The organism is Demequina sp. NBRC 110051 (genome assembly GCF_002090055.1).
Lineage (GTDB): Bacteria > Actinomycetota > Actinomycetes > Actinomycetales > Demequinaceae > Demequina.
This window is the reverse complement of record NZ_BBRH01000015.1, coordinates 1-18,550: the sequence shown is the minus strand read 5'-3', so window position 1 is coordinate 18,550 and position 18,550 is coordinate 1. Positions and strand designations below refer to the sequence as shown.

The window sequence follows — 18,550 nt, the reverse complement described above, 5'->3', positions numbered from 1 at the left end:
GACGCTGACCGGCGCGTTGCAGACGACCTTCGCGCCATGCTGTCGGCGCGCCACACGGTTCGCCTCGAGGCGATGGAAGCACCCGCCAGTCCCGTGGGTTCGACCGACGAGGATCTTGTGGTGCTGACCGACGCCCGGCAGATAGCGCCGGCGAGCGGGAGGGCCGACGGGTTGGCTCCCCACGTTCTCTACCTGGCGGCTCCGCTGAGCAGAACTGACGCCGTGCTCCTGGGCGAGCGGGCACGCGACGTCGCCGGAGTCGTGGTGGCGCAGCCCGTGCCACTCGGACCGGTTGTAGCGGCAGTAGCAGGTACTACGCCGGTTCTGCTCTCCGAGCCGTGGCCAGCGCCTGCTCCCTATACGCCCAGATCGCCGCTGGCGGTGCCCTTGGTCGCTGCGCTGATACCGGAAACCTCGGAGGCCGAGGCTGCGTCGGTCGTGGATGCGTTTCTCCTCGCATCCCGAAGTGCGCCTGACTGGCGCCTGCGAGTGTACGGCTCTGCGCAGGCATGCCGTGAAGTCCTCACCCGGGCGCGCCGTGTGGGTCTCGGGGGTCGTGTCGACGCCGTCGCCCCGCCTCCGAGCCCGTCCCGGGAGCTGTCCAAGGCATCTGTGGTTCTGCTTGTGGGCAGCGTGGGTGCGTCCAGGGAGCACCTCGTTCAGGCGATCCACACGGGCGTTTCCGTCGTGGGCGACGAAGGCGTTCCTGACTTGCTGAGTGTTGCGCGTGCTGGTGGCGCGCTCGCGACTGCCCCCAACGCCAAGGCCCGCGGTGCCGCTCTGCGTTACGCGATGGATTCGAAGAGCGTGCGGTTCGGCCTAGTGAAGCGGGCTGAAGAGGTGCTTGAGTCAGTCGTGGTGGATCAACCAGCTGCGCTGTGGGAGACCGTTGTCACGAGCGCGGGCAACGGAGCTAGACCCAGGCTCCGCGAGGCTGCGCCCGACGCTGCGGGGTCCGCCGACTTCCGTAGCCTTGTCGTTCAGGGTCTTCGGGATCGCGGTGTCCATTCGGCGCAGGTGCGTGGCGAAGCAGGCGACCTCGCCATTGTGGTGGGGATAGAAGACGCCATCGACGTGTTCTCCCTCGTCACAGGCTTGCTCGAGCAGGGCAGGTGCTCCGCGTCACCCCGAGTCGGATCGGCGCCGCTGCAATCGACGCCTGCCCTCAGCACGGACCAACTCGTGCCGTTCAGTCTTCACGCGAACGTATGGACCTTGCGGGCACAGTCGGGCGCCACGATCGACATCGAACTGTGGGAGGTAGAGGATCGCCTGCGTCGTGCGCCGCGGCGCAATCTCGAGACCGACGTCGTCGCCGAGGACCAGTGGCGCGCATGGCTGACCCGCGAATCCTCAAGCGTGACCGGACTGCCGCTCTGGTCCGACATTACGTTCCCAATCGATGCTGTCTATACCTGGGTTGATGGCTCTGATGAGGCCTGGCTCAAGAGGAAGAACGCATTTGACTCGTCGACCGCACAGGATGCCGCCGAGGGCGCCGAGCCCGGCAGATACCTCAGCCGGGACGAGCTCTATTACTCCATCGCCACCGTACGGCGCGCGATGCCGTGGGTTCGGCAAATCTTTGTGGTGACCGATGGCCAGATTCATCCGCGGGTGCGTGACGAGTTCCCCGAGGTCCGCTGGGTCGACCATCAGGAGATCTTCCCCGACCCCAGCGTGCTTCCGGTGTTCAACTCCCACGCGATCGAAGCCTGCCTCCACCGCATTGCAGACCTCAGCGAGCACTTCATCATGTTCAACGATGACGTGTTCGTGATGAAGCCGCTCGGCCCAGAGCGGTTCTTTGAGCCCAATGGACAGGCGAGGTTCTTTCCGTCGAAATTCCAACTTGGCTTTCACGACAGTCACACTGGCGAGGCACATTTGCTCGCCGGTGCTCACAACCGGCGCCTGCTCGCCGAGCGCTTTGGCGTGGAAATCACCAACACGATGCTCCACACGCCGCACCCGCACCTGAGGTCGGTACTGGGGCAGCTTGAAGACGCGTATGCCGAGGAGTTTGAGAGGACGCGGTCAAGCCGGTTCCGCTCGGGCGGCGACCTCTCCGTGCTGTCTTCTCTAGCGCAGTACTACGGCTGGGCCACGCACTCCTACGTGAGAAGCTCAGTAGAGTTCAGATTCTTGCGGCTCCACCATGTGCGACTCGAGCACCGGATGAAAGAGATCCTGGACGATGCTCGGGTGGAAGTCATGTGCCTGGGTGAGCCATTGGCGCATCAGCACGCTCACGCCCACGATCCGGCGATTGTGCGGCAGTTTCTCACCGACGTCGTCCACCGCCTGGCGTAGTCCGGTGCAGCCGGGTGCGGACGCGTGGTGGGTGGTCGGTACCATGAGCATCTCCCAGTTCAAGCCGTCGTCCGTCCGAATGTGGGCCTGAGAGGCCACGAATGGAGACTCTGTTGCCGTTGCTGTCGGTGGTCATCCCCGCCTACAACGTCCCCGCCTACCTTCGTCAGGCAGTCGGATCCGTTGCGGATGCGCCGCAAACGGAGGTCATCGTTGTCGATGATCGGTCGACCGACGCGACAGGTCGCATCGCGGACGAACTTGCCGAGACCCACGCCACTGTCACGGTGATTCGCCCCGAGCACAATGGGGGCCTCGGCAAGGCACGCAACTTGGGACTCGCGCACGCGACAGGTGACTACGTGCTGTTCCTCGACGGCGACGACTATTTCGTGCCTGGGGCGCTGGAGGCTATTCAGGAAGTGATAGCCGAGCACCACCCCGACATCATTCAGTTCGGTTACGCGCGCCTCTACCCCAACGGCAACGCGGAGGAAGGTGTCAAGCGCGCACCACTCCAGATTGAGGGCACTTTCGTCGCCAAAGACCAACCCGAGATCTACGAAGTCCTCAACGTCGCGTGGAACAAGGCCTACCGCCGCGAGTTCTTGGCGGAGACCGGGCTTCAGTTCCCCGTGGGCTACTACGAGGACATCCCGTGGACCTACCCGGTGCTCTCGCAGGCGTCATCGATTGTCGGTGTCGACCGCGCGTTGTACATGTACCGCCAGCGTGGCGCGGGTTCCATTCTGCGCTCCACCGATCGTCGTCACCTGGAGATCCTGGACCAGTTCGAGCGGCTCATGTCCGAGTTGGACCGGCTGGGGGTGGAGGGTGACGAGCGGGCCCATATCTTTACGTGTGCGTTCCGCAACATTGCGACCTTGCTGACGACCCAGCAGCAGCGTATCCCCGCCGAGGAGCGCTCCCGGTTCTACGACCGTGCCAAGGCGGCTGTCAAGAAGCATGCTCCTTCCGGATGGACGCCGCCCACCGAGGGGGACAAGGCGCAGGCCTTGCACTGGATCTGGACCAGTCGCTATCCGGTGTTCCGTGCCCAAGTTGAGGCCCGAGAGGCTTATCACGTCGCTCGCAAGCAGCCCCAACGCGCCCTGGGCCTCGCCAAGCGCCTTGGCCGTGTGGGCTACCACCACCGCCGGGCGTACGACGTGCTCCGCCGCACCGCCGCGATTGACGACAACCTGGTGGTATTCGAGGCGCTGTGGGGAATGTCGCCGCGCCTCAACTGCCTGGCGATTGCGCGCGAGATTCAGCGCACCCATCCCGACAAGCGCATCATGTGGCTCGTGAAGCCCACCGAGGTGCCGGGCGTGCCGGAAGGTGTCGACTACGCGGTCCGCGACACCCACAAGTATTACCGCGCCCTCGCCACGGCGAAGCACGTCTTTGTCGACGCGAACCCGCCCACGTGGTGGCGCAAGCGCGATGGGCAAGTACTCACTCAGCTCTTCCACGGCACGCCACTCAAGTACATGGGCGTGGAGGAACGCGGCAAGACCCCTGCGTGGCGCGACGCGCTCTTGCGGCGCTGCGCGCAGTGGGATTACGCGGTCGCCTCGAACTCCTATTCCTCGGAGGTGTGGAAGCACAGCTACCCCGTGCGCTGCGAGATGCTCGAAGTCGGGTACCCCCGCAACGACGTGTTGGTGAATGCGGACGACGAGGCAAAGAGCGCTGCGCGAACGGCGCTCGGCATCGATCCCGACGCCCGTGTTTTCCTCTACGCGCCGACGTTCCGCGACGGCGGCATGGGCGCAGCGGCCGGTCTTGACCTGCGGGCACTCCAACAAAATCTGGAGGCCGACGACGTCTTTCTGGTCAGGGGGCACTACTTCCACGGTCGTCAAGCGTCGATTCCTGGCCAGGGACAGATTCTCGACATGTCGGCGCATCCGGCAGTGGAGGACCTCTACGCCGCCGCGGACGTCCTCATTACTGACTATTCGTCGGTCATGTTCGACTTTGCAAACCTGCGCAGGCCCATCATCGTGTTCCCGTACGACTGGGAGTTGTACTCCCAGGTGCGCGGCACGTACTTCGACATTACGGTCGATGCTCCGGGCGAGGTGGTCTGGACCACAGCCGAGTTGGCCGATGCCCTCGCGACCCGTCGTTACGAGTCGGATGAGAACCGTGCGCGGCTCGAGAAGTTTGCGGACATCTTCACCGACTTCGAGACCGGCCACGCCGCGCGTGACATCGTCGCTCGCGTCGTCGACGGTGCCGAGCTTCCCGCCCGCGAGCATGGTCCAGTGCCCGTGCTCCGGTCGTGGAGCATGGATAGGTCGTCCTAGCGGGCAGCCAGCCGCGCGCGGAGGTTAGCGCTTCCCGACGCGGTCCAGAAGCTGGATGACCTTACGGTTCTTGTAGCGCTTGAGGGCCTCCGAGGCCTTTCGCTCGCGCTCTTTGGAAGTGGCGAGGGCCTCGCGTAGCGAGTCGCGGTCCTCTGTCAGTTGCGTGTAGTCCTCCTGCATCTGAACGAAGCGGTCGGTCAGCGGCCTGCGATCCTCGTTGAACGCCGACCATTCGCCGTCCGGTACGAACTCTGCGACATCGAGCCTCGCATCGAACTTGACCGCTTCTCGAGACGTGATCGACCGCACCAGCGAGTCCCACCAGGAAGCCTGGAACGACGTCGCCGCTGGCCCGGCTTCCGCCAGCGCCGCGGTGAGGCGAGGACCGCGCTGTGCAGCCTCGCGAAGTGCGGGAATCACCAGATCGAGCGACGCGGCAGGCACGACGAATCGCCCTTGACCCACGTTTCCCAAGGAACCGCCCATGCGGATCGATGAGTAGTACGAGGGAGCGATCGCTACGGCGGGGGTTTGCGTGGCGGGCGCGAACACGGTCGGGTGATAGCGCGTCGAGAGCGACGCCGCAGCGTTCTCAATGAGTGCGACATCCTCGCGTGCCGTCACCATCCTTGTGACGCGGACGCGGTCCGACCCGACGAGTGCCGCGATGGCGTCGTTGCTGTCCTGGTCACGGTTTGCCGTCGCCTCGTCGAAGGATCCTGCGTGAGGCACGAGCAGAACGTCGAGGTCAAGTTCGTTCACGATGTCGCGGCAGACCTCGGCGACGGCGGCGTGATAGTCCTCAATCGTGGGCCACGCTGCGCCCGCGTGCCAGGTGAAGGACGCGGGCACATAGGGGCGGTCACCAGCGATCTCGCGGGCAGCGGCGCGTGCCTCGTCGTCGGCGTCGAGCAGGATGGCGTCGTCGAGGGTGCGGAACACTTTCGCTGGGTCGGGAGTGAGCGCCTTTAACATCTCGTAGGTCGCGCCCTCACGCGCGCCAAACGCGCGCGCGTACGTCAGGAGCTCGACGATCAATTCGCGATCGGGTTCGTCGAGCATCGGCCCCACCGTCTGGGAGGTGATGTAGAGAGGGACTCCAAAGTGCTCGGCGATGCGCTTCGCGGCGACGCGCTCGAAGAGCAGGTGGTAATCGCGCGAGTTCATGTTGCCGCCGCCGGCGATGATCACGGCATCGGCGTCACGAATGGCCGGGTAGATCGGGTGATCGTCCCAGTCCTGCTCGGCGAGCACCCGCGACACGTCGGCCAGGCGCCACTCGTTGCGTCCGCGGCTCCAGTCGCCACGAAAGCGCACGCGACGCACGGCGGGCAGGCCATAAAAGTCCCGGGCGACTTCAGGGTTGCCTGCAACGAGGGTGATGTCATCGATGCCGCGAGCACGCAGCATGTCGATCGCGGCCTCGGTCATGGCCTCATCGCCAAGGTGGTAGAGGTCTGGCCAAGAGATGTCGCCGAGTACAACTACCTTCATGTCAACCTCGTTCTTGTGGGAAATGCCGCCATTAGGCTACCCGCGCAGATGCCCACGTTGCGCGGACATCTCGCCTCGCGCATGCGACTGAAGCGTGCATGCGCTCTCCCGTATCCTTACCCGCATGAAGCGCGTGATCACCTTTGGCACCTTCGATGTGTTCCACATCGGCCACGTCAACATGCTGTTGCGAGCGGCGGAGTTGGGTGATCACCTCACCGTCGGCGTCTCCTCGGACGAGCTGAACTTCTCGAAGAAGCAGCGCTACCCCGTGTACCGCCAGGAGCACCGCATGGGCATCGTGCAGTCCCTCGCCTGTGTCGACAACGTGTTTGTCGAGGAATCACTCGAGCTCAAAGGTGAATACATCAAGCAGTACGAGGCCGACGTGCTTGTGATGGGCGACGACTGGGCCGGCAAGTTCGACTACTGGGGTGACCTGTGCGAGGTGGTCTACCTGCCGCGCACGGCCGAGGTGTCGACCACGGACATCATCCAGAGCATCCGCGAAGACCTCGGGTAGCGCCTCCCGTCAGGCGGCGTCCGCCCGCTCGTACCCGAACCGCCGGTAGTCCTCGGCGTAGAAATCCGACACGAGCTTCGCGGCCTTCGCGGTGACCTCGATCTCGGCTGGGCTTACGGCGGACACGTTCGACCCTGCGTGCCGGCGCGGCGCCGAGCGGGGCACGTCCAGGCCGGTGACGTCGGCGAGGTGAGACAGCCCGGCGTCGATGCCGTCCTCCATGCGCAACGCGCGCGTGCCGCGCACCATGAAGTCCACCTGCGGGCGGAAGTGGTTGTCGTAGCGCCACGGGTTGGCGAGCGTCTGGCGGAGGTTCGCCTTCAGCCACTTCTCGAATGCCCGCCCCGAGGGATCAACGCTCTCATCGGCTCGGTGACGCCACACGTACTCCGACTTGATGCGGGCCAGGGGATCGCGCACAAACGCGAAGACCGCGGCGAAGCGCTCAAGCCGGAAGGTCGCCTCGATCTGCGCGGCGTCGGCATGCTGAGGTGAGTTGAGGCGCAGGTAGTTCAGCGAGTCCGGGCCGCTGGTGCCGTCGAAGTGGTCGACCGCCCAGCCACTCTTGCGAAAGGCCGTCTCGACGGAACCGCCGCCGGTCTTGGGGATGTGGACGAACAGCAGGGCCGCGCCGTCCTTGCGTAGGACCGGCATGCGGTCTCCTTGTCGTCAGGGCTGAGACGATTTTACCCGCGGGCTGGCGAGGTCGTGCCGGTCACGCTGTCCCGGTGAGGTCGCGGCGGGCGCGGCCCACGGCATCGGCCAAACGGACCACACGGCGCCGTCGCAGGCGGCGACCGTCGCGCGCCTGAGAACGCAGTTCGGGGAGCCCCTCGTGCTCGACGGTGAGCCGCCGCGCCTCGCTGCGCCACATGCCGGCCAGCTCGATCTGCTCGGTGTACTTGTCCCACAGCGGGTAGGAAGCCTCGTTCACACCGGACCACGCGCCGGTCGGCTCAAGCGAGGGCACGGACGGCAGGTCTCCAGGCGACGTCCAGATGCCCGTCTCGATCGACTCCACGATCGCGTCCCACCAGCGGTGCTGGAAGGACACCGTCGCGGGGCGCGCGGAAGTCAGATGCGCGCGCGCGGCCTCGGGCGCGTCGAGAAGCTCGGCAAACGCATCGGCGGCCACCGGCATCGACTCGGTGGTGAGCACCCACTTCTCGAGGCCCACGTTGCCCAGCGCGCCGCGCATCCGGACGGAAGAGTAGAACGACGGGGCGATGGCGCCCGCCGGGGTCCCGACTGCCGGCGCAAAGACCGCAGGGTGATAGCGCGTCGACAGCGACAGCGCCGCGCCCTCGATCAACGCGACATCCTCGCGCGCCGTGATCATGGGCAGCGCGCGCACCCGTCCGCTCGTCGAGTGGCGCTCGATGGCCGCGTTACTGTCCTGGTCACGCGTGGTCCGCGCCTCATCAAACGAGCCGGCGTGGGGCGCGAGCACCACATGGACATCGCAGCGTTCAGCAAGCGAGTCGCTCAAGCGCGCCATCGCGCGGTAGTACGTATCGGCATCGGGCCACGTGGTCCCGTGACCGTTGGAGAAGGAGGCGGCCACGTAGCGAGATGGCAGATCGAAGGACGCCACCCGAGCAACAGCGGGGCCATCAGCGTCCAGCATCGCCGCGTCGTCGAGAGTGTGGACCACCCGTGAGGCGTCCTCGACCAGCCCTGACACGAGCGCGTGTGTGGTCGCCTCGCGCGCACCAAAACAGGTCGCGTAGGCGGCGATCTCGGCGACCTTGTCGCGGTCGCCGTCGAGCAGCGCGGGTCCCACGGTCTGGCTCGTCACGTACAGCGGCGTGCCGACGTGCGCCGCGATGCGTGTGATCGCGAGGCGCTCGTAAAGGTGGTGATAATGCGTGGAGCTCATGTTGCCCCCGCCGGCGATGACCACGGCATCGGCGTCGCGAATGGCGGCGTACACGGAACCGGCTTCGAACTCGCCCGCCGCCAACGTCTCGTCCACGCCGCGCAGGTGGCCGTCGTTGCCGTCGCGCGACCACCGTCCGTTGAATCCCACGCGGGCGACGGCGGGCAGCCCGTAGAAGGCCGATGCGACGGCCGGGTCGCCCGCGACCAGCGTGATGTCCTCAACGCCGCGCTCGCGCAGCATGGCGATGGCCGCCTCCGTCATGGCCTCGTCACCCAGGTGATAGAGGTATCGCCAGCCGATGTCGCCGACCACGACGACCCTCACGACGTGCCTCGCTGCGCAGGCGTAGGCGCGGTGACAGGCAGCATCCCGTCACCGTATGACGGCGGCACCCAGGGGCCTGGCACGTTCACCGAAACGTCACCGCTTCGCCATGCAACCGAAAGTCACGACTCGGTAACAGCGAAAATCGAAACGTTTTGACCCCTTGCGCCGAGTTGGTTAGTAATCTTTACTAACTAACTATGACGACGCGGGAGACGCAGCAGAAGGCCGGGACGGCGGCATCGCGCCCCGTTCGTGCGGCCACCGCGAGGCCCACCTCGCGGCTGCGCCCCGAGCACGCCCGCCGTCACAACCGCGCGCTGGTCCTGCAGTCGCTCTACCGTGCCCAGGGGCTCTCCCGCGCCGACCTCGCCCGCGAGGTGGGACTCACCCGCGTGACCATCTCCGACCTCGTCGCCGACCTCATTGCCGAGGACCTCGTCGTCGAGTTGGGTTTGCGCCCCGACTCGCGCCCCGGCAAGCCGGCCACGCTGCTCGACATCAACCGGACGGGCTTCACCATCGTGGGTCTGGACCTGTCGAACAACTCGGCCTTCCGCGGCGTCCTCACCGATCTGGACGGCACCGTCGTGGAGCGCGCAGAGGTTCCTGTGCGCGGCGTCACGGGCGATGAGGCCGTCGCCGCCACGTACGCACTGCTTGACGACCTCCTCGCCCGCGCGGCGGCGCCTGTCATCGGCATCGGCGTCGGCAGCCCCGGTCTGGTGGACCTCGACGGCACCGTCGTCCAGGCGCCCAACCTCGACTGGTACGACGTGCCCCTCCAGCAGCTCATCGCCGAGCGCTACGACCTGCCCACCCAGGTCGCAAACGACGCCAACATGGCCGCCCAGGGCGAGCGGGCCTTCGGAGGCGCGAGCGCGGACATGATGCTGATCCGCATCGGCCGTGGTCTGGGTGCCGGGCTCGTGGTCGGCGGCCACCTGGTGCACGGCTCGGGCTTCGCCGCAGGCGAGATCGGCCACGTCGTCGTCGGCACGGATGGTGGTGCCGACTGCGCGTGCGGGAAGGCGGGTTGCCTCGAGACGTGGCTCGCATCGCCGCGTCTCGAGGCGAACGTCTCGCAGTCGGCCGATGCGACGGCCAAGGCGGCCGTTCTCGCCGAGGCTGGCGAGCGGCTCGGCATTGCGCTGGGTCCCGTCGTCGGCGCCCTCAACCTCGGCGAGGTCGTGCTCGCCGGGCCACACGATCTTCTCGCCGGGGACCTCCTCGAGGCCACGGCCGAGACGCTCCGCAGCCGCACCATGGGCGAGATCCATGGCTCGCTCACGCTGCGGATGACCGCCCTGGGGCGCGACATCGTCGTGCTCGGTGCGGTCGTCACCGTCCTCACCGGACAACTGGGGATCTCATGAACCCAGGCACCACCCACGACGTGACTTCCCTTGAGTCACGGACGGCACACACAACAGAAGGAAGAAGCACAATGAAGAAGATGACGCTTGGGGTCACGGCATTCGCCGCTGCCTCTGCCATCGTTCTCGCCGGATGCTCCTCGTCCGGTTCCGAGGGCGAAGAGAGCGCGGAGCCTACGAGCTCGGCCACGACGGGTACCGAGACCACCGGCGCCACCGCGCAGGACATCACCCTGTGGCTCATGGGCACCGACACCCCCGACCCGCTGATCGAGTTCCTCAAGACCGAATACACCGAGGTCAACGGCGGCGCCCTCACCGTCGAGCAGATCGGCTGGGGTGACGCGATCGCGTCGCTGACCACCGCGCTGCCCGACTCGGAGAACACCCCCGACGTCACCGAGGTCGGCAATACCCAGTCTGCGACGTTCACCACGGTCGGCGCGTTCATGGACATCACCGACATGTACGAGGAGCTGGGTGGCGACTCGCTGCTGCAGGGCTTCGTCGAGGCCGGCGCCGTGGGCGACAAGAACTACGCGCTGCCGTACTACTTTGGTTCGCGCATGGCCTGGTACCGCAAGGACCTCTACGAGGCCGGCGGCGTGTCCGTGCCCACCACCCTCGCCGAGGTGACCGAGGTCAACGCGTCGCTCAAGGAGCAGGGCGTGGGTGGCTTCTACGTGCCCGGGCAGGACTGGCGCGACGGCATCTCCTGGATCTTCGCCAACGGTGGCGAGATCGCGACGTACGACGGCTCCGAATGGGCCGGCGCGCTCGCCACGCCCGAGTCGATCGAGGGCATGGAGCAGTGGCAGGAACTGTTCGAAACCGCCTCGGTGGCGCAGGTCACCGACGACGACTCGACGGCGTATGAGGCCATCAACGACGGCTTCCTGTCGGGTACCCCCGCCGCCACGACCATGGCTCCCAACTGGGCCTACTGGTCGCTGGGCGACATCGCCGAGAACGACGAGGGCGAGCAGGTCGCCACGTGGAACGACGAGAAGTTCGGCGCCTTCGTCCTTCCTGGAGCCGACGGTGGCGTGGCCCCCGTGTTCGCCGGTGGCTCCAACATCGGTATCTCTGCCGCGACGCAGAACCCCGAGGGTTCCAAGGACCTGATGCGCATCATCTTCGGCGACGAGTACCAGACCATGCTCGCCGAGAACGGTCTTGGCCCGGCCAACCTCGATTACGCCGACACCTACACCGAGGTCGCCGCGATGGGTGACATCGCCCTCCAGGCCGCCGAGTCGGCCAAGCTCACCCCGGCCGCGCCGGGTTGGGCTGCGATCGAGGAGGCGAAGATCATGGAGCAGTACTTCGCCGCCGTCGCCGAGGGTGGCGACGTGACCGCGCTGGCCACCGAGTACGACGCCAAGCTCAACGAGCTCATCAACGGCTGACACATCCCCAACTGGCGGCTTGCCGTCATCCGCGTGGGCCCGGGCGCCGATCCCTGGCGTCCGGGCCCACGCGCGCTCCGTGCCCCGGACATCCCCCTCAGCTCAACCTCAGAGGCACCCTCATGACTTCTCCCGCGACCGCGCCCGCCGTCGTCGACGCGCCCACACCGCGCAGCGACGCACCCCGCGCCACCAAGCCGCGCAGCGTGCGCGCGCTCCCGTACCTGCTCGTGACCCCCGCGGTCCTGGCTCTCCTGGTGGGCCTTGGCTATCCGCTGTACTGGCAGGTCACGAACTCCTTTAAGGAGTACGGACTCGCCCAGCAGTTTGGCCAGGCCCCCGAGTGGGTGGGTCTCGCCAACTACGTCGAGCTGCTCACGGGCTCCCAGTTCTGGGCGGTCTTGCTCAAGTCCGTCGCCTTCATGGCGGTCACCGCGCTCGTCACCATGGCGCTCGGCATTGGCCTCGCGCTCGCGATGAAGGCCGTCAACCGCTGGGCGCGACTGAGTCTTCAGGTCGCGATGCTGCTCGCATGGGCCATGCCGATCGTCGCTCAGATGACGGTATGGAACTGGCTCATCGACTCACGCAACGGCGTGCTGAACTACGTCCTCAGTCTCATCCCCGGCGTCGACATGATCGGCCACAACTGGCTGGTCAACCCGTGGAGCTTCTTCGCCGTCGCATCGGTCATCATCACGTGGGCTGCCGTGCCCTTCGTCGCCCTGTCGGTGTACGCGGGCCTCACCCAGGTGTCCGGCGAGGTCACCGAGGCGGCGCAACTCGACGGCGCGAGCGGCTTCCAGATGCTCAGACGCATCACCCTTCCCATCATTCGCCCCATCCTCGTGATCCTGCTGCTCCTGCAGATGATCTGGGACCTGCGCGTGTACGCCCAGATCGAGCTGTTGCAGGGCTTCGGCGCCGCGGGCGACAAGTACGACCTGCTGGGCACCTATATCTACGGCCTCGGCATCGGCCAGGGACACTTCGGCGTGGCTGCGGCCGCCGCCATGATCGTGATGGTCTTCACCATCGGGCTGTCCTGGTTCTACGTGCGCGAGCTGCTCAAGGAGGACAACTGAGATGACCCGCCGTCACTCCCTCGGCCGTCGCATCGGCTCCGTCGCCATCTTCGCCGTCGCCCTGCTGTGGGCGTTCCCGGTCTACTGGATGATCAACTCGTCATTCCAGTCGGCCCCCACCATCTCCGCCCTCGAGCCCACGTGGCTGCCCTTTGGCGGCACGTGGCGCAACTACTCCGCAGTGCTCGACGGCTCCTCGGGCTTTGGCCAGGCCATGCGGATGTCGCTCATGATCACGGCGCTGTCGCTCGTGGTGTGCATCATCTTCGCCTTCCTGGGCGCCCTCGCGATCTCGCGCTTCAAGTTCCGCGGCCGCAAGTCGTTTGTGCTCGCCATCATCATCGTGCAGATGCTCCCGGCCGAGGCCATGTTCATCGCGCAGTACAAGATGATCGCGGGGCTCAACCTGCTCAACACGGTCATCGGCATCTCGGTGATCTACATCGCGAGCGTCATCCCGTTCACGGTGTGGATGCTGCGCGGATTCGTCGCGGGCGTCCCGGCCGACCTCGAGGAGGCCGCGATGGTGGACGGCTGTACCAGGTTCGGCGCCTTCATGCGAGTCACGTTCCCGCTCTTGGCACCCGGCCTGGTCGCCTCGGGCGTCTACGCCTTCATTCAGGTGTGGAACGAGTTCGCGCTCGCGTCCGTCCTGCTGACCTCCGACGCGTCGCAGACGCTCCCGCTGTGGCTGCGCACGTTTGCCGAGCCCTCGACGCTCGGCATGATCGAGTGGGGCCAGGTCATGGCAGGCTCGGTGCTGGTCGCGGTGCCGGTGATCATCTTCTTCCTCATCGTGCAAAACCGCATGACCTCCGGGCTCGTGGGTGGGGCGGTGAAGGGATGACCGCCGTCAACCCGCTGGCCGTCCTCATGCCAGGCTTCGAGGGGCCCGAGCTTCCCGAGTGGGTCGCGAGGCGCCTTCGCGAGGGCATGGGAGGCGTGTGCCTGTTCGCGACCAACGTCGAGTCGCCTGAGCAGCTCAAGGAACTCACCGCCGCGATCCGCGAGGCCAACCCGCGCGCCGTCATCTCGATCGACGAGGAAGGCGGCGACGTCTCCCGCCTCTACCAGGCACAGGGCTCGCCGTTCCCCGGCAACGCCCTGCTGGGCCGGCTCAACGACCCGGCCATCACGCGCGCCGTGGGTGCTCAGGTGGGCTGGGAGCTGCGCGAGGTGGGTGTGAACCTCACCCTCGCGCCCGACGTCGACATCAACACCAACGTCGCCAACCCCGTCATTGGAGTGCGCTCGTTCGGCGCGACGCCCGAGCTGGTCGCAGCCCACGGCGTGGCATGGACCGAGGGCGTGCAGTCCACGGGTGTGGCCGCGAACGCCAAGCACTTCCCCGGCCACGGCGACACTGCCCAGGACTCGCACGTGTCGCTGCCCACCGTAGACGCGGACCTCGCGACCCTGCGCGAGCGCGAGTTCGCGCCCTTCCAGGCGGCGATCGACGCCGGGGTGGCGAGCCTCATGAGCTCGCACATCATGGTGCCCGCCATCGACGCCGAGAACCCCGCGACCTTCTCCCACGCGATCCTGACGGAGTTGCTCCGCGGCGAGATGGGCTTCGACGGCGCGATCGTCTCGGACGCCCTCGACATGGTGGGCGCCTCGGGCGAGATTGGCATCCCCGCCGCGGCCGCCCGCGCACTCGCGGCCGGCTGCGACCTGCTGTGCATCGGCACCAGGAATACCGACGCCCAGATGGGCGAGATCGTCGCGGCCATCGAGGCCGCGCTCGAGGCGGGCACGCTGTCGGGCGAGCGCCTTGCGGATGCCAGCCGTCGCATCGGCCGTCTGGTGGATACGACCCTCGAGGCACCCGAGGTCCCCGCGATGGTTTCGCACGGCGTGATCCCCGGGCTCGACACCACGGCCCTTCGGGCCGGCTTCCAGATGGCCGATGCCGTGGCTGCCCGGCTCTCTCAGGTGACACCGGGCGACGTGGCGTGGGTCCGGCTGGAGCCGGCCGCCAACATCGCGGTGGGCCCCTCGCCATGGGGGCCGTTTGCGAGCGGCGTGACGGCCGATGCCGTGGTCACCCCCGAATCTGGGCTCGGCTCGTGGAGTCCGGCGCCAGGGCAGACCGTGATCGTGGTCGGCAAGGACAACCACCGCCACGCGTGGGCTCGCGAGGCCATCGACGCGCTGAGGCAACACGACCCGGTGGTGGTCGACATGGGGTGGCCGGACCTCACGGCCCCCTACGCCGACGTCGCGACCTTTGGCGCCTCGCGCTTCGTGGGCCAGGCCCTCATCGAGGTGTTCGCATGAGCGGCGTGCGGATCGGAGTGGACATCGGCGGCACCAAGGTCGACGCGATCGCCGTGGACGAGCGCCTGCAGGTGCTCCATCGCCACCGCGTGCCGGTCGAGAAGGGACCCGAGGGCGTGGTGCGCTCGGCGCAGGCCGCCGTCGAGGTGGTCGCCCGCAAGTGCGCCGTGGACGTCGCCGACACCCTGAGTGTGGGCGTGGGCATCCCCGGCGCGGTGAGCGGGGGAGTGGTGCGTCACGCGCTAAACCTCGACCTCGACGAGATCGACCTGGCCGCCGCCCTGGGCGACGTCTGGGGCCGGACCGTACAGGTCGAGAACGACGTCAACGCCGCCGCCGTGGGCGCGTGGCGCCTGGTGGGCACCGATGCGCGCTCGGTCGCGTACCTCAACCTCGGTACGGGGCTCGCGGCCGGGATCATCCTGGACGGCCAGCTGTGGCGCGGCGCTCGCGGAACCTCGGGAGAGGTGGGACATATCTCTATCGACCCCGCCGGTCCGCTGGACGGCGAGGGTAACCCCGGTGGGCTCGAGACGTACGCGTCCGGATCGGGCATCGTGCGCCAGTGGGGCGACCCGACGGTAGAGGCGCGGGAGGTGATGGCGCTCGCGGCGAAGGGTGACCCGCGTGCCGTCGAGATCAGGGACGGCCTGTTCCTGGGCGTGGCGCACGCGATCCGCATCCTGGTGCTCGCGTATGACGTCGAAGAGGTCATTGTGGGCGGCGGCCTCACAGGCATGGGCGACGCCCTGCTCGACGGTACCGCCGGGGTGTTGCGCGACTGGGCCGAGGGGTCGCGCTTCCTCGCGTCGCTCGAGCTCGCGCAGCGCACGCGCATTCTTGAAGGACATCGACCCGTCGCGGCCATTGGCGCGGCGCTGCTGGGAGTGACACATGGCTGAGGTGCTGATCGTCGAATCGCCGCAGGCGGCGGGGGCGCTGGTCGCGGACCACATCGCTTCGCGCGTGGCGGACGAGCCCGCGTTCACGCTGGGCGTCGCGACGGGATCGACCCCGCTGCCCGTCTACCGGGCGCTCGCCGGCCACGCGGCCGACGGGGTCGACTTCTCCCGGGTGAGCGCCTTCGCGCTCGACGAGTACGTCGGCATCGACGTGGCGCACCCCGAGAGCTACCACTCGGTGATCGCGCGCGAGGTGACGGAGCCCTTGGGGCTCGACCCCGCCCTGGTGCACGTGCCGGACGGCACCGGGTCCGATGTCGCGACGGCTGGCGCGCGCTACGAAGAGGCGCTGACGTCGCACGGCGGCGTGGATCTGCAGCTGTTGGGCATCGGCACGGACGGGCACATCGCGTTCAACGAGCCCGGCTCTTCCTTTGGGTCGCTCACGCGCGTGAAGACGCTGACGGAGCAGACGCGGCTCGACAACGCGCGCTTCTTCGACTCGCTCGACGAGGTGCCCATCCACTGCGTGACCCAGGGGCTGGGGACCATTCTGCGCGCGCGACACCTGGTGCTGCTCGCGTTTGGTTCGGGGAAGGCCGAGGCGCTCGCGGCGTCGGTGGAGGGCCCCGTGAGTGCGGGGATGCCGGGCTCCGCGATCCAGCTCCACCCGCACGTGACGGTGGTGGTCGACGAGGCCGCGGCGTCCGCGCTGGCCCACGCCGACTACTACCGGTACGCGCAGGCCCACAAGCCGGCCTGGCAGCACCTCTAGGGTCGTCTCATGGTGATGCTGACGGATCTGCACGGCCACGGCGGTGGGGGGCACGCGTTCGGCGAGACGGTCGAGGGCACCCTTGCGGCCGCCGCCGCTCACCGCGCGGCGGGGACCTCGGCGATGGTGGCATCCCTCGTGTCGCTGCCGCTCGACGTCGCGGCGCACGCGATGGGCGTGGTGCGTGCGGCCATGGAGGCTGATTCCTCCATCCTTGGCGTCCACCTCGAGGGGCCGTTCCTGTCACCCGCGCGCAAGGGCGCGCATGCTCCAAAGAACCTCATCGATCCGTCGCCCGACGCCGTCTCGCGGCTCCTCGAGGACGGCGACGGGATCATCCGCCAGATCACCATGGCGCCCGAGCTCCCCGGCGCGCTCGACGCCATCGGCCGCTTTGTCGAGGCCGGGGTCATCGTCGCGGTGGGGCACACGGAGGCCGATGCAGCACTCACCCGGGCGGCCTTCGACCAGGGCGCGACGCTCCTGACGCATGGGTTCAACGCGATGCGGGGGATCGTGGGCCGCGAGATCGGTCCGGTGGGGGCCGCGCTGGACGATGAGCGCGTGTTCATCGAGCTCATCGCGGACGGCATCCATGTCGATCCCGCCCTGATCGCGGCGGTATTCCGGGCCGCACCCGGCCGCGTGGTGTTGGTGACCGATGCGATGGCTGCCGCCTGCGCGGCCGACGGCTCATATGTGCTGGGGTCACTCGACGTCGAGGTCCGCGAAGGAAAGGCGGTGCTCGCCGGGACGGACACGATCGCGGGGTCGACGCTCACCCTCGCGCGCGCAGTGGAGGTGTGCGTCGCGGCGGGCGTGGCGCGTACGGAAGCCGAGGCCGCGGCATCGGCCGTCCCCCGCGCCCTGCTCGGCCTGAACTGACGGCCGGGTACGAAGCCGGCCACGGCATCGGCCGCACGTACACTTCTCCTTATGCCTCAACCCGTCGCGCCCGACTTTGGCGTCGTGATTCTCACGATGGGCAAGCGTCGCAAGAGGCTGGTGCGGGCCATCGAATCCGTGCTCAAGCAGCGCGACGTGACGACGGACATCCTGGTGGTCGGGAACGGCTGGGACCCCGCGTCGTTCGAGAAACTGCCCCCGGTGGTGCGCACGCTGGCCCTGCCGGAGAACGTCGGGATCCCTGCTGGTCGTAACGCTGGCGTGTCGCACGTGGACGGGGAGCTGATCTTCTTCCTCGACGACGATGCCGAGGTGGTCGACGACGACTTCCTGTCCGAGGTGCTCTCCCGTTTCGAGGACGATCGCGGGCTGGGCGCCCTGCAGGGGCGGGTGTTCGACCCCAAGGGCAAGGGCTCGCCGTCGCGGTGGGTGCCGCGCCTGGGATCGCGCCCCGCCGACGCTCCGTTTGCTGCCTTCTCGCTGTGGGAGGGGGCGGTGGCGATCAGGCGCGACGTGCTGGTCGCGGCGGGTCTGTGGCCAGGTGATTTCTTCTATGCGCACGAGGGCATCGAGCTCGCGTGGCGCGTCTGGGAGCAGCGCAAGAAGGTCATCTACGATCCCGAGCTGCGCATCTACCACCCGGTGAAGAAGCCCACGCGGCACGCGGACTACTACCGCTTGTCCGCGCGCAACCGGGTGTGGGTGGCGCGGCGCAACCTGCCGGCTCCCTTGTCGGTTGTGTATGCGTCGGTGTGGGCACTGGCGCAGGTGGCGCGCTCGGCGCCGCGGTTCCACGGCCTAGGGCCGTGGTTCGGAGGCTTCCGCGAAGGCTGGCGCTCGTGCCCGCGGGACCAGCGCAAGATGTCGTGGCGGACTGTTTTCTACATCGCTCGCAAGGGTCGGTTGTTGGTGGTGTAGTACTGCTCTTAGCAGGACTTTCGCTGTGCCCGTCTCGCCGAGCCCTGT

15 protein-coding genes are annotated in these 18,550 nt (G+C 67.6%); 12 read left to right on the top strand and 3 right to left on the bottom strand.

Annotation, left to right across the window (positions count from 1 at the left end; translation table 11 throughout):
* Positions 1-36 precede the first annotated feature (36 nt).
* Positions 37-2,313, top strand: a complete 2,277-nt coding sequence (locus B7K20_RS09140; RefSeq protein ID WP_159449376.1) for a stealth conserved region 3 domain-containing protein — start codon at positions 37-39, stop codon at positions 2,311-2,313.
* Positions 2,314-2,414: 101 nt separating this feature from the next.
* Positions 2,415-4,628, top strand: coding sequence for a bifunctional glycosyltransferase family 2 protein/CDP-glycerol:glycerophosphate glycerophosphotransferase (locus B7K20_RS09135; protein ID WP_084102229.1), 2,214 nt, complete (start codon positions 2,415-2,417; stop codon positions 4,626-4,628).
* Positions 4,629-4,652: 24 nt separating this feature from the next.
* Here the strand turns inward: B7K20_RS09135 and B7K20_RS09130 are convergent, their stop codons facing one another.
* Positions 4,653-6,122 (bottom strand): polysaccharide pyruvyl transferase family protein, encoded by a 1,470-nt coding sequence (locus B7K20_RS09130; protein ID WP_084102228.1) that lies wholly within the window; start codon positions 6,120-6,122, stop codon positions 4,653-4,655.
* Between the two features lie 124 nt (positions 6,123-6,246).
* Here B7K20_RS09130 and B7K20_RS09125 point away from each other — a divergent pair, with 124 nt between their 5' ends.
* Positions 6,247-6,645: an adenylyltransferase/cytidyltransferase family protein gene (locus B7K20_RS09125; protein WP_084102227.1), complete on the top strand. Its 399-nt coding sequence runs from the start codon at positions 6,247-6,249 to the stop codon at positions 6,643-6,645.
* Positions 6,646-6,654: 9 nt separating this feature from the next.
* On the opposite strand, the gene B7K20_RS09120 is transcribed toward B7K20_RS09125, so the two are convergent.
* Both B7K20_RS09120 and B7K20_RS09115 read right to left on the bottom strand, forming a co-directional pair.
* Positions 6,655-7,299 (bottom strand): sulfotransferase family 2 domain-containing protein, encoded by a 645-nt coding sequence (locus B7K20_RS09120; RefSeq protein WP_084102226.1) that lies wholly within the window; start codon positions 7,297-7,299, stop codon positions 6,655-6,657.
* Between the two features lie 61 nt (positions 7,300-7,360).
* Positions 7,361-8,851, bottom strand: coding sequence for a polysaccharide pyruvyl transferase family protein (locus B7K20_RS09115; RefSeq protein ID WP_084102225.1), 1,491 nt, complete (start codon positions 8,849-8,851; stop codon positions 7,361-7,363).
* Positions 8,852-9,051: 200 nt separating this feature from the next.
* Between B7K20_RS09115 and B7K20_RS09110 the strand changes: the two genes are divergently transcribed.
* The 9 genes from B7K20_RS09110 to B7K20_RS09070 all read left to right on the top strand — a co-directional run bounded on the left by B7K20_RS09110 (position 9,052) and on the right by B7K20_RS09070 (position 18,502).
* Entirely contained in the window at positions 9,052-10,227 is a 1,176-nt protein-coding gene (locus B7K20_RS09110) for an ROK family protein (protein WP_084102224.1), read from the top strand.
* 71 nt (positions 10,228-10,298) lie between these two features.
* A complete protein-coding gene (locus tag B7K20_RS09105) occupies positions 10,299-11,636 on the top strand; it encodes an extracellular solute-binding protein (RefSeq protein ID WP_084102223.1) in 1,338 nt (445 codons plus the stop codon).
* A 122-nt stretch (positions 11,637-11,758) separates the two neighbouring features.
* Entirely contained in the window at positions 11,759-12,721 is a 963-nt protein-coding gene (locus B7K20_RS09100) for a carbohydrate ABC transporter permease (protein WP_084102222.1), read from the top strand.
* A 1-nt stretch (position 12,722) separates the two neighbouring features.
* Positions 12,723-13,568, top strand: a complete 846-nt coding sequence (locus B7K20_RS09095; protein ID WP_084102221.1) for a carbohydrate ABC transporter permease — start codon at positions 12,723-12,725, stop codon at positions 13,566-13,568.
* The gene (gene nagZ / locus B7K20_RS09090) at positions 13,565-15,001 is read left to right on the top strand and encodes a beta-N-acetylhexosaminidase (protein WP_084102220.1); all 1,437 of its coding nucleotides are present in this window, start codon (positions 13,565-13,567) and stop codon (positions 14,999-15,001) included. Before B7K20_RS09095 ends, nagZ begins: the two co-directional genes overlap by 4 nt.
* Positions 14,998-15,903 carry an ROK family protein gene (locus B7K20_RS09085; protein ID WP_159449375.1) on the top strand — a complete coding sequence of 302 codons (906 nt, stop codon included), beginning with the start codon at positions 14,998-15,000 and terminating at the stop codon, positions 15,901-15,903. The genes nagZ and B7K20_RS09085 overlap by 4 nt, the downstream gene beginning before the upstream one ends.
* Positions 15,896-16,678: a glucosamine-6-phosphate deaminase gene (gene nagB / locus B7K20_RS09080; protein ID WP_084102218.1), complete on the top strand. Its 783-nt coding sequence runs from the start codon at positions 15,896-15,898 to the stop codon at positions 16,676-16,678. The genes B7K20_RS09085 and nagB overlap by 8 nt, the downstream gene beginning before the upstream one ends.
* A gap of 9 nt (positions 16,679-16,687) precedes the next feature.
* Positions 16,688-17,563 carry an N-acetylglucosamine-6-phosphate deacetylase gene (locus B7K20_RS09075; protein WP_084102217.1) on the top strand — a complete coding sequence of 292 codons (876 nt, stop codon included), beginning with the start codon at positions 16,688-16,690 and terminating at the stop codon, positions 17,561-17,563.
* A 51-nt stretch (positions 17,564-17,614) separates the two neighbouring features.
* Positions 17,615-18,502: a glycosyltransferase family 2 protein gene (locus B7K20_RS09070; RefSeq protein ID WP_084102216.1), complete on the top strand. Its 888-nt coding sequence runs from the start codon at positions 17,615-17,617 to the stop codon at positions 18,500-18,502.
* Positions 18,503-18,550: the final 48 nt, after the last annotated feature.